The organism is Muribaculum sp. An289 (assembly GCF_002159555.1).
Taxonomy (GTDB): Bacteria; Bacteroidota; Bacteroidia; order Bacteroidales; family UBA932; genus Merdivivens; species Merdivivens faecigallinarum.
On record NZ_NFIV01000006.1, the window covers coordinates 44,317 to 57,712 of the forward strand.

Here is a 13,396-nt window from a genome sequence, read left to right on the forward strand (position 1 = left end):
TTGTTTCCTTATAATTTTAATAAAATGTTTTCCGCCGTTCCCGCCGTTTTCTCCGCTTTCTTGCGTGCCGACATCATCCTGTCGTAATCATGGGTGTTGAGCCACTCGTCGCGCTTTCCCTCCATTTCGTCGATGATTACGGTAGTGAAGCCTTTTTCCTTGAAGCCGGCGCGGCTGCTCCACAGATATTCGAGCGAAACCGATTTTATTGCCGCTTCATGCCCGTGCCTCCTGACAATCCTGACTGTGGCGGCAAGCCCTATCTGCGTGCCGCTCAGGGACATGTTGGAGATATAGTTCCCGAGCGAATATATGACAGGCTTGCCGTCGATCAGAGAGCAGTCCTGCGGAGTGTGAGGGTGCGTGCCTATGATTGCGTCGGCCCCGTTTTTCATGAGCCAGGAGGCGAGCCTTTCCTGATGCCGGTCATGCACCGGACTGTATTCCGTACCCCAATGGGGCAGGGCTATTATTATGTCCGCAGAGTCGGATGCGGCCCTTTCCAATGCAGCCTTGAGTTCGAGGGTGTCCGTATCGTTCACCCTGTACGGAGCAGGTACCGGAATCCCGTTCGTGCCGTATGTGAAATTCAGCAAGGCTATCCTGATGCCGTTTTTTTCTATGATTAGCGGATATGCTTTCTCCTGTGCCTCCCGGTCTCTGTACACCCCGGTGTTCAACGTCCCGTATTCTGCGTTCAGTTTCCGGAAACTGTCCAATGTGGATTTTATTCCTTTGGCTCCCTTGTCGCATATATGGTTGTTGGCAGACAGCATTATGTCTATCCCCTGCGATGCGGCTTCTTCAAGTATCCCGTAAGGGGCGGAAAAACACGGATAACCGGTATAAGGTTCCACGCCTACGGGAAATTCCATGTTGGCCACAGTGAGGTCGGAACCGGAAACAAGGCCGCCGATGTTGTCGAAATATCCGCTGAAATCATATCCGCCGTCCCTGTATGCGGACTCTATCTGGGCTTCGTGCATCATCACGTCCCCGAGGAATGTGATGTCTACGGTGTCCGGACGGGCGTGGTCTATCTGTACGAAAGGCCTGATGCTGTCGCAGTGCTGTACTTCCGGCTTGTAAGACAGGGTGCAAGGAGGATGGAAGGGAAGCAGGGACAGCAATAGGAACAATCCGGCAATCATCATTTCGAATCCTTCTCCTTTATGCCGTCGATAACGTTCCTGTCGACTTTCATGACATACAGGTTCTCCTCGTTCAGTCTGACGGACAGCCATTCGCGCAGCCGTTCCATATTGGGCGCACTGTCGTTTCCACAGCTTATGAGAACGTATGTTCTGTCTTCAGTAGTGTAGTCGTCCCCCATGTCTACGCTCGCGCCTTTCAGTATGGCGAGCGAAGTGATGCCGGGTATCTGTGTGGCGATTTCCCTTGCAATCTGCCCGTATGGGATTTCGCTGTCTTCGACCTTCCGCAATTCGGCCTCCAGTTCCGCAATCAGATTTTCGCGTTTCTGGATTTCGTCATTGGTTATGTCGTAAAGGCTTTTCAGGAACTCTTCGTTCATGTCGTTCCCGCCGGCGCTGCCCGTGCTTTCGGTTATGACAAGCTGGTCCCGCCCGATTCCGAATCCAGCCGCCCTTTCATACAGGCTTTCCTTCTTTTCGGTAGTGAGCGGCGGTCCGGCCATGAAAATTTCGAGTTTTGAGCCTTTGTGGTGTTCTATGTTGTGATTGTAGATATAGTTGTCGCCTATCGATACGGTTTCCTTGAGAAAATCGTCGGCAGCTATGTCGAAATTGTTCTGCCTGATGACCGAAACCGCGGAAAGCACGCTCGGTACGATGAGTATCACCACGACGGCACTTATCAGGCGTTTGGTGCGTTTCATCGACCTCGGGTCAGCGAATTTTACCGATGGGAATTTCATGTATCTTACGGAAAAATACGTGGCGAGGATTATGAAGGCGCAGTTGATGAAAAACAGGTAGGAGGCTCCTATGAAATACAGCACTTTGCCACTTGCTATCCCGTATCCGGCAGTACAGAGCGGAGGCATGAGGGCCGTGGCTATCGCTACCCCGGACATTACCGTCCCCTTTTCGCGGCGCGATATTTCAAAGATGCCGGCGAATCCTCCGAAAAGCGCTATGAGCACGTCGTATATTGTCGGGTTGGTCCTCGCCAGAAGTTCCGTCGGCTTGTCCAGGTCCAGAGGGGAAATGAGGAAATACAGGCAGGATGCGATGACACTTATTACAATCATTATCACGAGATTCTTCAGCGAATCCCTGATCAGCGCCGTGTCGTTGGTGCCGAGGCCGAGACCCAATCCGAAAATAGGCCCCATGAGCGGGGATATGAGCATTGCTCCTATGATTACCGGAATGGAGTTCACGTTGAGGCCTACGGATGCGATAATGATGGAAAATACGAGAATCCAGACGTTCGGGCCGCGGAAATTGATGTTGCCCTTGATGTTGGAGACCGCAGCCGGAATGTCCGTGTGATCCGAAATGTTCGTCAATCTCTGGATATATGCCTTGAACCTGTTCACTTTTCCCTTTTGTGCATTAATATCCCCAAAGATAAATGATTTTTTTGAAAAGAACGTAAATATGGCTACTTTTGCGGAACCGTAAATGCAATGGATGAAAACGACATCTACCATAATCTTCAAGGCGTTGTTTGCCGCCGGAGCGCTCCTGCTTCTGTCGGGATGCGACTTTTTCCGTGTCCTTGCCGGAAGGCCGACCGGGGATGAACTCGGCGAACTGTCGGCTAAGCGCGAGGCCGCCCTTGAACGGCTCGAAGCCGAAAGGCTCGCTCAGCAGGACGATTCGGTCAGGCGTGCCGGGCTGGCGGAAGCGTGGGTGTCGGATTCGGTATGTGTCCGTGAGGCGATGGAGTCCGGACGAGCCGTCTTCAAGCGGATTTCCGATTTGAAGGTGCGCCCTTCCGAGGTTCCCGACTGCCGTTTCTGCCTGATGATGGGATATTTCAACAACAGGGCCAATGCGGAAAGGCTGTTTGCGAGGATATCCTCTGACGGACACTCCCCGATGCTCGTGCCTTTTGAAAGCGGCGCTACCGGCGTGGCCCTTTTCCCGTCTTCGAGTGCCGCGGAAATCCTCGGGAAAATCGATGAGGTGAGGGGAAAGGACTATTTTCCCCCTGATTTCTGGATAGTATGGAATACTCAAAAATACAATTAATTATAAAAATAACTCAAAATGAAGACAACAGTATTTACTGAAAAACACATTTCGCTCGGCGCGAAAATGGTTCCTTTCGCAGGGTACAATATGCCGGTCGAATATGAAGGAATCATTCCGGAGCACAAGACGGTGCGCGAGAAAGTCGGCGTTTTCGATGTGTCCCACATGGGGGAAATCTTTGTGGAAGGACCGAATGCGCTCGCTTTCCTGCAATATCTTACATCCAACGATGTGTCCGCATTGTATCCCGGAAAGGCCCAGTATTCATGTTTTCCTAACGGGAAAGGCGGAATCGTGGACGATGTAATCGTTTATTGCTTCAACAATGAAAAATTCATGCTTGTCGTGAATGCGGCGAATGTGGAAAAGGACTGGAACCACCTCTGCTCTTTCAGCGAAAGGTTCGGTCTGACTCCTGGAAAGGAGCTCAGGAACGCTTCCGATGAAATCTGCCAGCTTGCTATACAGGGTCCTAAGGCCATGGAGGTGATGCAGAAGCTCTGCAAGGAGAACATCATGGATATGGAATACTACACTTTCAAGGTATTGGAAGTAGCCGGTATTCCTGACGTAATCCTGTCCACCACCGGTTATACCGGTTCGGGCGGATGCGAGGTCTATGCCCTCAACGCTTACGGCATGCAGCTTTGGGACGCCATATTCAAGGCCGGGGAACCTGAAGGAATCAAGCCTATAGGACTCGGTGCCAGGGATACCCTCAGGCTCGAAATGGGTTTCTGCCTCTACGGCAACGATATAGACGATACGACTTCCCCTATAGAGGCTTCTCTCGGATGGATAACCAAATTTGCCGACACGAAAGGCGATTTCCTCGACAGGGAACTTCTTCTGGCACAGAAGGAAGCGCCTGTAGTGCGCCGTCTCGTAGGTTTCGAGCTCGTTGACAAAGGAATAGCCCGTCACGGTTATCCTGTATGCAATGCCGAGGGCAAGGAAATAGGGCACGTGACTTCCGGTAGCATGGCTCCGTATCTCAACAAGGCAATAGGAATGGCGTACGTTGCGGCTCCTCTCCACAAGCAGGGCTCCGAGATTTTCATAAATGTAAGGGGACGGATGCTGAAAGCCGTAGTGGTAAGGCCTCCTTTCTATAAGAAATAAGGATGAAAAAGATGGGGACAGGGCGGTTTCTGAAACTGGCCTGCATTTTGAAGCGTGGAAAACGGATAATTTAGTTTGTCATGCTTGAAAATACGTTAAGAATATTCATGGTGGGTGCGGCCACGGCTGCACTCACTGTTTTTTCTCTGTCCGCACAGGATTTCAATATCGACGGGGCTCTGAGGAAACATGTCGTCTACCTTTCTTCCGACTCTTTGCACGGGAGGGCTTCCGGGTCCGAGTACGAAAAGGCCGCAGCGGCATACGTGTGGAATGCTTTCGAGAGTTCCGGCCTTGAAATGCAGGACGGTGTAGAAGGGGACGAGTTTTCGTTGGATCTTCCCGACGGACGGCTCGTTTCGCGAAATATAGTCGGAATCGTTCCAGGATACGACCCGGAACTGAAGGACCGTTATATAGTAATAGGTGCCCATCTGGACAACATCGGCGAGAATGTGCTGACTGTTGACGGGAAGGAGGTGCGGCAGATTTATCCGGGAGCGGATGACAACGCTTCCGGGGTCGCCATGCTTGTGGAACTGGCCCGTATCGTCTCCGAAAATGATTTCATGTTCAGGCGCAGCCTGGTTTTCGTCGCTTTCGGGGCCTCCGAGCAGATGCATGCCGGAGCCTGGTATTTTCTCAATATGTCTTTTCCCGACAAGGACAGGATAGACCTTATGGTGAATCTCGACATGCTTGGCATGGGGGCGCGGGACGGAAACGGATTTTATGTCTATGCGGCATCCAACAGCGATGTGGAAGCATTCATCGAGGACCAGTCCCGGAAGCTGAAGCCGCTGCATCCCGAATTGATAACCCAGGATTTCTATACTGGGGACCACCGGGTTTTCCTGCATGACGGAATCCCGTCCGTGCTGTTCACTACCGGTCCGCATCCCGAGTACAATACGGTGCGCGATACGGAGAACCTCATAGATTACAGGACAATGTCCTATGCTTCGGACTATATTTACGATTTCGTGCTTTCGGCTGCCAACAGGGAAAAACCGTTCAGGTTCAACCTTCCCGACAGCGATGAGAGGGTGTACAGGATGTCCGACTGCGATGTGCCGCCCAAATTTTTCAACAATACCGATTTGGCGAAATTCATGAACGAATGGGTATATGCTTATCTCAAATACCCTTCGGAGGCTGTCGACAAAGGCATACAGGGCGTTGTCACAATCAGTTTCATCATAGAGAAAAACGGGGAGCTTACCAATGTCACGGTCGAAAAGGGAGTGGACCCTCTGCTGGACGATGAGGCCGTGAAGGTCGTGTCCGTGTCCCCTAAATGGAAGGCCGGTACTATAAAAGGGACGAAGGTACGCACGAAGATTACTATTCCGGTGGAATTCAGACTCAGTAAAGGAAACGAGGGGCGCTTCGGTTTTTGAAAAACTGTTTGATTTTTTTGCTACATTTGCGGCCGAAACCCTTACATCTTACGTAAATGGAGTACAATTTTAAGGAAATCGAACGCAAATGGCAGTCATATTGGGCGGAGCACGGAACCTTCAAGGTGAAGGAAGATGCCTCGAAGCCCAAATTCTATGTGTTGGATATGTTCCCGTACCCTTCCGGGGCGGGCCTGCATGTCGGACACCCCTTGGGATACATAGCAAGCGATATCTATAGCCGTTACAAACGTTTGCGCGGCTTCAATGTCCTGCACCCGATGGGTTATGACGCATTCGGGCTTCCGGCTGAACAATATGCCATACAGACGGGACAGCATCCGGCCCTGACTACCGTGCGCAACATAGAGCGTTACCGCAGCCAGCTGGACAGGATAGGATTTTCCTACGACTGGTCGCGCGAGATACGTACATGCGACCCCGAATACTACAAATGGACCCAGTGGGCCTTCCTTAAAATGTTTTCACACTGGTATGACAAGGGGGCGGGCCGCGCACGTCCGATTTCCGAACTCGAACATATCTTCGAAACCGAAGGGAATGCCGGTGTAGATGCCGCCTGCGGCCGTGTAGAGATTTTTACGGCAGAGCAATGGCGCGGATTTTCGGAGAAGGAACGTGCGGACATACTGATGGAATACAGGATAGCCTATCAGGGCGAGACATCGGTGAACTGGTGTCCGGGCCTGTGTACGGTGCTTGCCAATGATGAGGTGAAGGACGGATATTCCGTGAGGGGAGGTTTCCCTGTGGAGCAGAGGAAGATGAAGCAGTGGCAGCTGAGGGTTTCGGCCTATGCCGAAAGGCTTTTGGACGACCTCGATTCCTTGGAGTGGACGGATTCGCTCAAGGACATGCAGCGCAACTGGATAGGGCGCAGCAAGGGTGCTGAACTCGTTTTCCGTGTTTCCAACGGCGTACAGGAATATGACATGGTCATTTTTACCACCCGGGCGGATACCGTTTTCGGTGTTACCTTCATGGTCCTTGCGCCTGAAAGCGATTGGGTGCAGTTGCTGACTACGCCTGAAAACAAGGCCGCGGTGTCGGAGTATCTGGATGCCGTAAAGAAAAGGACTGAGAGGGAGAGGATTTCCGAGACGAGGAAGGTTACCGGCGTTTTCACCGGGTCCTATGCGATAAATCCGCTTACCGGGGAGAAGGTGCCCGTGTGGGTGTCGGACTATGTGCTTGCAGGATACGGGACGGGGGCCATCATGGCCGTTCCGGCGCATGACAGCAGGGATTATGCCTTCGCAAAGGCTTTCGGGCTTCCGGTAGTACCTCTGATAGAGGGCTGCGATGTGTCGGAGTCCAGTTTCGATGCCAAGGAAGGAAAGATGTGCAATTCCGGTTTTCTGAACGGCATGGATGTCAAGGATGCAATCCCGGCGGCCATCGAATATGTGGAAAAACACGGAATAGGCAAGGCGAAGGTCAATTACCGTCTGCGTGATGCCATATTTTCACGTCAGAGATACTGGGGAGAGCCTTTCCCGATTTATTTCAAGGACGGGATTGCAACTCCTTTGCCTGAGGACAGGCTTCCTCTGGAACTTCCCGAAATAGACAGTTTCCGTCCTACCGAGACCGGTGAACCGCCTTTGGGAAGGGCAAAGGACTGGACTTATGAAGGTTATCCGCTCGAACTGAGCACTATGCCCGGTTTTGCAGGTAGCAGCGCATATTATCTCAGATACATGGACCCGCACAACGGGGATGCGTTGGTAAGCCGTGAGGCGGATGAATACTGGCGTAACGTTGATTTGTACATAGGCGGGACGGAACATGCTACGGGCCATCTGATTTATTCGAGGTTCTGGAACAAGTTCCTGTACGATTTGGGATATGTCTGCGAGAAGGAGCCGTTCAGGAAGCTTGTGAACCAGGGAATGATCCAGGGACGCTCGAATTTCGTCTACAGGATAAAGGGCACGAATACTTTCGTATCCTACAATCTGAAAGATTCGTATGACACTACCGAAATCCATGTGGATGTCAATATCGTAAGGAACGACAGGCTCGATACGGAGGCTTTCAGGCACTGGATGCCGGATTTTGCCGATGCGGAGTTCATTCTCGAAAACGGCGAGTATATATGCGGCCATGCGATAGAGAAGATGAGCAAGTCCATGTACAATGTCGTAAATCCGGATGTGGTCTGCGATACGTACGGGGCGGACACACTCCGTCTGTATGAGATGTTCCTCGGTCCTCTGGAGCAGTCCAAGCCATGGGATACCAAGGGAATAGACGGTGTCCACAGATTCCTGAAGAAACTTTGGAGGCTTTTCTTCGACGGTGATGCCCTGGCCGTGACCGATGAGGCCCCTTCGGCTGCCGAGCTCAAGGCCCTGCACCGGCTGATAGGCAAGGTGCAGTCGGACATCGAAGCATTTTCCTTCAATACCTCGGTCAGCGCCTTCATGATAGCCCTGAACGAATTATCCGAGCTGAAATGCCGCAAGAGGAGCATTCTGGAACCTTTCATCATCGTCCTGTCTCCTTTTGCCCCTCATATTTCGGAGGAACTCTGGAGCTGTCTCGGACATGGTGAAAGCATCTCGTTCGCGCAGTTCCCGGAGTATGTGGAAAAATATACTGTAGAGAACAATGTGACTTATCCGGTGTCTTTCAACGGAAAACGCAGATTCGAGATATCCCTTGCCAAGGGATTGCCGAAGGAAGAGGTGGAGGAAGCCGTCAAGGCCAGCGCCGATTTCGCCAAATATCTCGGAGATGCCAGTGTCAAGAAAATAATAGTTGTTCCGGACAAGATAGTGAACATAGTCTGCTGATGTGGAAAAATTAAAATTATTGTAAATAAGATGAAACAGTCTAAAATCCTGAAAACTCTCTTTGAGTATTTTGTGATTACCCTTGGCATTGCCATGTATACTTTTGCGTGGCAGGCATTCATGATTCCGAAAGGTTTTTTCAGTGGCGGCGTTACGGGTATAGCGACGGTGCTGAATTTCGCTACCGGAGGCGATGGGGTGACGGGCGGCATACCTATCCCGGCTACCTATCTGGTGCTTAACATCCTTTTGTTAGGCGTGGGATTTTTCGTACTTGGGACAAAATTCGGTTTCAAGACGATTTATGCAATCATCATGGCCTCCATATTCCTTAAAGTCTTTGAAGGCGTTTGGGTTAGCCCTATACAGGAGGATTTTCTCAATGCGCTGATAGGGGGTGCGATAAGCGGTGCGGGCATAGCCCTGACCTTCCTGGTTGGAGGCAGCACCGGAGGAACGGATATCGTGGCCCTGGTCATAAGGAAATATTTCAACATAACCGAAGGCAAGGTATACCTGATAGTGGAGTTGCTCATCATATCTTCCATAATACTTGTTCCGGGGAAGGGACTCCAGGAAATGGTTTACGGTTACCTTACGATAATCGCATTCTCTACGGCTCTGGATTACATCATGGTCGGTTCGAGGTCTACTGTACAGATACTCGTGTTTTCAAAGCGTGCCGATGAAATCGCGGACATGCTGCTCGGAATGGGCAGGGGTGTCACGGCGGTACCTTCGGTAGGCTGGTATTCCAAGCAGGACGGCAAGGTGCTGATAGTAGTGGTCAAGAAAAACCAGATGCCCGAGATAACACGTAAGGTAAAGGAACTGGACGAGCATGTGTTCATTTCCGTATGTTCGGCTACGGAAGTGTTCGGCCAGGGTTTCGAAGAAGTCAAGACAGGAGTTAAGAAAATATGGAAAAAAGCAGACAAAAAATCCTGAAAGGTGTAAAAGAATACCTTCTGATAGCTTTAGGCCTGTTGGTCTATGTGCTCGGCTGGACGGTCTTCCTCATTCCTAACAACCTTGTCGGCGGAGGGGTTTCCGGTATAGGTGCGGTAATCCAGTATGCTACAGGCGGACTTATCAAAGTTTCGTATACGTTCTTCGTAGTCAATTTCGTCCTGCTTGCCATTGCTCTGAAAGTCCTCGGACCGAGTTTCGGTGTAAAGACGGTCTATGCGGTTATCATCACGACACTGATGTTCCAGTTCTTTCCGGAAATCATCCCGTCGGAAATCATAGACCTGATAGGCAAGTCGAACGGAAAACTCGTGGCTACGGTAATCGGCGGCGTGATGTCCGGCTTCGGTATAGGGCTTGCCATTTCGCAGGGCGGAAGTACGGCAGGTACGGACATAGTCGCGCTTATGGTTGCAAAATACCACAATATTTCTACTGGCAAGATGATTCTTGCGATAGATGTGTTCATCGTCCTGTCATCGTTGATTGTCCCTATGACGAACTCCGAGGGAAATCCTATGACCTGGGGCGAAAAGATAGCCGTTGTGACCTACGGTTTCGTACTGATAGCATGTTGCAGCTATACGGTGGATTTGTACCTGTCCGGTTCCAAACAGTCGGTGCAGATATTCATCTTCTCTAAAAAATACGATGAAATCGCCGACAGGATTTCGGAAAATATGCACCGCGGGGTTTCCGTGATGGATGCGGAGGGATGGTATACCAAGACAAACAACAAAGTCCTCATGGTGATGGCACGCAAGGCGGAACTCAATACGATACTGCGTATGATCAAATCGATAGATCCGGAGGCTTTCCTTTCCGCCGGAACTGTTATGGGTGTATACGGAAAGGGCTTCGACAAGATAAAGGTCAAGGCAAACAAGGAAGAATAATAGGGTTACGAAAAAAAAACGGAGCCGCTTATAGCCATAATGGCTTGTGCGGCTCCGGTTTTTTTTGTCATGCAGGGCCTTGGCTTCGGCCCGGTTATGCCGGTCCGGTTATGCCGGCCCGGGACTATTTGCCGGACTCTATGTCCTTGAAGTACCTGTATGTGTTCACTTTCAGTTCCCCTACGGCAGGTTCGTCGCACACCAGTATGCCGTGCGGGTGTATCTGTAGGGCTGAAACCGTCCATACGTGGTTGTACTGTCCTTCTACAGCATGCTGTACGGCAACGGCCTTTTTGTGGCCGAGGGCGAGTATCAGCACTTCACGGGCATCCATTATAGTGCCCACCCCTACGGTAAGGGCCTGCTTCGGCACGGCCGTGATGTCCCCTCCGAAGAATCTCGAATTTACGATGATTGTGTCCTGTGTCAGCGTTTTCACCCTTGTGCGGGAGTTCAATGACGAGAACGGTTCGTTGAAGGCTATGTGTCCGTCTTCGCCGATTCCGCCCATGAACAGGTCGATGCCTCCGGCCCTGACGATTTTTTCTTCATAGCGGGCGCATTCTTCCGCAAGGTCCTTTGCATTTCCGTCGAGTATGTTGATGTTTTCGGCCGGTATGTCGATATGGTCGAAGAAATACCTGTGCATGAATGAATGGTAGCTTTCCGGATGGCTTTCGGGAAGGCCTACGTATTCATCCATATTGAAGGTAATCACATTCCTGAATGAGACGGCCCCTTCCTTGTGCATGCGTATCAGTTCTTCGTATGTCCCTATAGGGGTCGAGCCGGTAGGAAGTCCGAGGACGAAGGGTGCATCTGTCGTTGCCGCTTTTTCCTTGATTCTCTTTACGATGTGCGAAGCCGCCCATACGGCGACTTCTTTCTGGTCGTTCTTGATGATTAGTCTCATATACTGGTTTTTTTAAAACATTTTAACAAATACTTCCAGGGCCTGGTATTCGGCCATACCCAATTTGTCGTACAGCCGGGCCGTGTTCTGTGTCCGTTCTTCGGCCCTTTGCCAGAACTCCCTGTTGTCGCTTCCCGGGAATGGCACTATGTCTTTCTGCGAAAGGTGCCTGTAGATGGCGTATCTCTTTTTGAGCATTTCATCCGGAGAGAGCGGAACGGCCATGTCCACCATTCCCAAATCCCATTCCATCCATGCCCCGCGGTAAAGCCACATGTGGCATTCTTTAAGCCATTCGTCGTCCTTTACTATGTTCAAGGCAGCAAGGACGGCTTCTATACATATCCTGTGTGTCCCGTGAGGGTCAGCCAGGTCTCCGGCGGCGTATATCTGATGCGGCTTGATTTCCCGCAGGATGTTGACTATTATCTCAATGTCGGCATCGGTAAGTGCGCCCTTCTTTATGCTTCCCGTTTCATAGAACGGCAGGTTCAGGAAATGCACATGGCTTTCGTCAAGGCCGAATGACCTTACGGCGGCCTTGGCTTCCGCACGTCTGATTCCGGCCTTCAGGTCGAGGAGCGCCCGCGGCTCGGAATCCCCCTTTTTCTTTGAGGCGATTATGTTTTTCACTTCGTCGTACCTGTCGCCGAGGCCGATTTCCCTTACGGTGTCAAGGTGCTGGAGCACTACGTCGTCCGTAACGGCGAGGTCTCCCGAGGTCTCGTATGCTACGTGTACGTTGTGCTTGTGTTCCACGAGCCTGATGAATGTGCCTCCCATGGATATCACGTCATCGTCCGGATGCGGCGAGAAAATGAGTACCGTTTTCGGGAATGGGGTGGACGGTACGGGCCTGAAAGGGTCGTTGACGTTCGGTTTGCCTCCCGGCCAGCCTGTTATTGTGTGCTGGAGGTCGTTGAATACGTCTATGTTGATTTTGTCGTAAGGGCCTTTGGCTTCAAGCAAATCCCCCAGGGAATGCTCGATGTAGTCGTTGTGCGTGAGTTTGAGTATCGGTTTCTGCACTTCGCCGCAGAGCCAGACTACTGCCCTGCGCATGAATTTCGGAGTCCAGTCGCATTTCCCGACAAGCCACGGTGTGGCGATGCGTGTCAGTTTTCCGGCGGCGTTTTCATCGACAACTACTTCTATGTTGTCGTGCCGCTGGAGCAGGGTGGCAGGTTTCTGGTTGGTGGCATCGCCTTCCACAATGCTTTTAGTTATGTCGGTCTTTTCTTCGCCCCAGGCCATCAGTATGATTCTCTGCGAGCGGAGTATGGTCTCTATGCCCATGGTTATGGCCATGTCCGGTGTCCGGTCCATGCCGGAAAAGAAAATGGACTGTGTCTTTTTGGTATTGTGCGACAGCTGTACGAGCCTTGTCCTCGATTTCTCGTAGGCGCCGGGCTCGTTGAAGCCTATCTGGCCGTTCTGCCCTGTACCCATGAGCATCAAATCGATATTGCAGGACTTGTCGAATCGTTCGCAGTATTTCGTCACATCGCCCGGCCTGATGCCGCCGTCCGGTATATGGATGTTTTCCGGTTTGATGTTCACCAGGTTCAGGAACTCATACCTTATATAGTAGTTGCGGCATTGCATAGATTCTTTCTGTATCGGATAAAACTCGTCCAGAGAATATACGACAACGTTTCTGAAATCGATTTCCCCTCTTTCATAGCGGTTTACAAGTTCCCTGTAAAGGCCTATGGGGGTCTTGCCGGTACTGAGGCCCAAAACGAAAGGCCTGGAACCTTTGTACTCGTTTTCGTGTGCCTTTATGGATTCGCAGACGATGTCGGCCACGTAAAGCATCGCCGATTGCTCGTGTTCGAAGATTGTCACCGGGATTTTCTCATATCTGTGAAGCAGGTCTTCGGGAATGTCCTTTGTGATAAGTCCTCCGTCCTTGGGCAGTGAATATTTGTCGTTCATTTCGGTTGTCTGAATGTTAGATTCTTTATGTGCAAAGATAAAGATAATTGCCGTTTTTTTACCACAAAGGCCTGTGAATATTGACAAGATTATGTAATTCGGATTCGGCGCCCTTTCTTCTGTATGAATATCGGATAACTTTGAGAAGCTGTTT

At 51.0% G+C, this 13,396-nt stretch carries 10 protein-coding genes; 6 read left to right on the forward strand and 4 right to left on the reverse strand.

Annotated elements, in window-relative coordinates; translation table 11 throughout:
* Nucleotides 1–8: 8 nt before the first annotated feature.
* Together B5F83_RS06200 and B5F83_RS06205 are read right to left on the reverse strand one after the other, a co-directional pair.
* Nucleotides 9–1,154, reverse strand: coding sequence for a CapA family protein (locus B5F83_RS06200; RefSeq protein ID WP_158094171.1), 1,146 nt, complete (start codon nucleotides 1,152–1,154; stop codon nucleotides 9–11).
* Nucleotides 1,151–2,524: a DUF389 domain-containing protein gene (locus B5F83_RS06205; RefSeq protein ID WP_158094172.1), complete on the reverse strand. Its 1,374-nt coding sequence runs from the start codon at nucleotides 2,522–2,524 to the stop codon at nucleotides 1,151–1,153. Before B5F83_RS06205 ends, B5F83_RS06200 begins: the two co-directional genes overlap by 4 nt.
* A gap of 94 nt (nucleotides 2,525–2,618) precedes the next feature.
* Here B5F83_RS06205 and B5F83_RS06210 point away from each other — a divergent pair, with 94 nt between their 5' ends.
* The 6 genes from B5F83_RS06210 (at nucleotide 2,619) to B5F83_RS06235 (ending at nucleotide 10,391) form a co-directional block, all read left to right on the forward strand.
* Nucleotides 2,619–3,182 carry an SPOR domain-containing protein gene (locus tag B5F83_RS06210; RefSeq protein ID WP_143822483.1) on the forward strand — a complete coding sequence of 188 codons (564 nt, stop codon included), beginning with the start codon at nucleotides 2,619–2,621 and terminating at the stop codon, nucleotides 3,180–3,182.
* A gap of 18 nt (nucleotides 3,183–3,200) precedes the next feature.
* Entirely contained in the window at nucleotides 3,201–4,307 is a 1,107-nt protein-coding gene (gene gcvT, locus B5F83_RS06215; protein WP_087278054.1) for a glycine cleavage system aminomethyltransferase GcvT, read from the forward strand.
* A gap of 80 nt (nucleotides 4,308–4,387) precedes the next feature.
* Nucleotides 4,388–5,707 (forward strand): TonB family protein, encoded by a 1,320-nt coding sequence (locus tag B5F83_RS06220; RefSeq protein WP_087278051.1) that lies wholly within the window; start codon nucleotides 4,388–4,390, stop codon nucleotides 5,705–5,707.
* A 56-nt stretch (nucleotides 5,708–5,763) separates the two neighbouring features.
* A complete protein-coding gene (gene leuS / locus B5F83_RS06225; protein ID WP_087278048.1) occupies nucleotides 5,764–8,526 on the forward strand; it encodes a leucine--tRNA ligase in 2,763 nt (920 codons plus the stop codon).
* A gap of 30 nt (nucleotides 8,527–8,556) precedes the next feature.
* Nucleotides 8,557–9,474 carry a YitT family protein gene (locus B5F83_RS06230; protein ID WP_087278045.1) on the forward strand — a complete coding sequence of 306 codons (918 nt, stop codon included), beginning with the start codon at nucleotides 8,557–8,559 and terminating at the stop codon, nucleotides 9,472–9,474.
* A complete protein-coding gene (locus B5F83_RS06235; protein WP_087278042.1) occupies nucleotides 9,447–10,391 on the forward strand; it encodes a YitT family protein in 945 nt (314 codons plus the stop codon). Before B5F83_RS06230 ends, B5F83_RS06235 begins: the two co-directional genes overlap by 28 nt.
* A gap of 124 nt (nucleotides 10,392–10,515) precedes the next feature.
* Here the strand turns inward: B5F83_RS06235 and nagB are convergent, their stop codons facing one another.
* Both nagB and B5F83_RS06245 read right to left on the reverse strand, forming a co-directional pair.
* Nucleotides 10,516–11,304 carry a glucosamine-6-phosphate deaminase gene (nagB, locus tag B5F83_RS06240; protein ID WP_087278038.1) on the reverse strand — a complete coding sequence of 263 codons (789 nt, stop codon included), beginning with the start codon at nucleotides 11,302–11,304 and terminating at the stop codon, nucleotides 10,516–10,518.
* Nucleotides 11,305–11,316: 12 nt separating this feature from the next.
* A complete protein-coding gene (locus B5F83_RS06245) occupies nucleotides 11,317–13,242 on the reverse strand; it encodes a PIG-L family deacetylase (protein WP_087278035.1) in 1,926 nt (641 codons plus the stop codon).
* Nucleotides 13,243–13,396 lie beyond the last annotated feature (154 nt).

Bases quoted from the DNA above. Each gene is read 5' to 3' on its own strand.
- B5F83_RS06200 (WP_158094171.1), bottom strand. From the start codon at position 1,154: ATGATGATTGCCGGATTGTTCCTATTGCTGTCCCTGCTTCCCTTCCAT.
- B5F83_RS06210 (WP_143822483.1), top strand. From the start codon at position 2,619: ATGAAAACGACATCTACCATAATCTTCAAGGCGTTGTTTGCCGCCGGA.
- gcvT (WP_087278054.1), top strand. From the start codon at position 3,201: ATGAAGACAACAGTATTTACTGAAAAACACATTTCGCTCGGCGCGAAA.
- B5F83_RS06220 (WP_087278051.1), top strand. From the start codon at position 4,388: ATGCTTGAAAATACGTTAAGAATATTCATGGTGGGTGCGGCCACGGCT.
- leuS (WP_087278048.1), top strand. From the start codon at position 5,764: ATGGAGTACAATTTTAAGGAAATCGAACGCAAATGGCAGTCATATTGG.
- B5F83_RS06230 (WP_087278045.1), top strand. From the start codon at position 8,557: ATGAAACAGTCTAAAATCCTGAAAACTCTCTTTGAGTATTTTGTGATT.
- B5F83_RS06235 (WP_087278042.1), top strand. From the start codon at position 9,447: ATGGAAAAAAGCAGACAAAAAATCCTGAAAGGTGTAAAAGAATACCTT.
- nagB (WP_087278038.1), bottom strand. From the start codon at position 11,304: ATGAGACTAATCATCAAGAACGACCAGAAAGAAGTCGCCGTATGGGCG.
- B5F83_RS06245 (WP_087278035.1), bottom strand. From the start codon at position 13,242: ATGAACGACAAATATTCACTGCCCAAGGACGGAGGACTTATCACAAAG.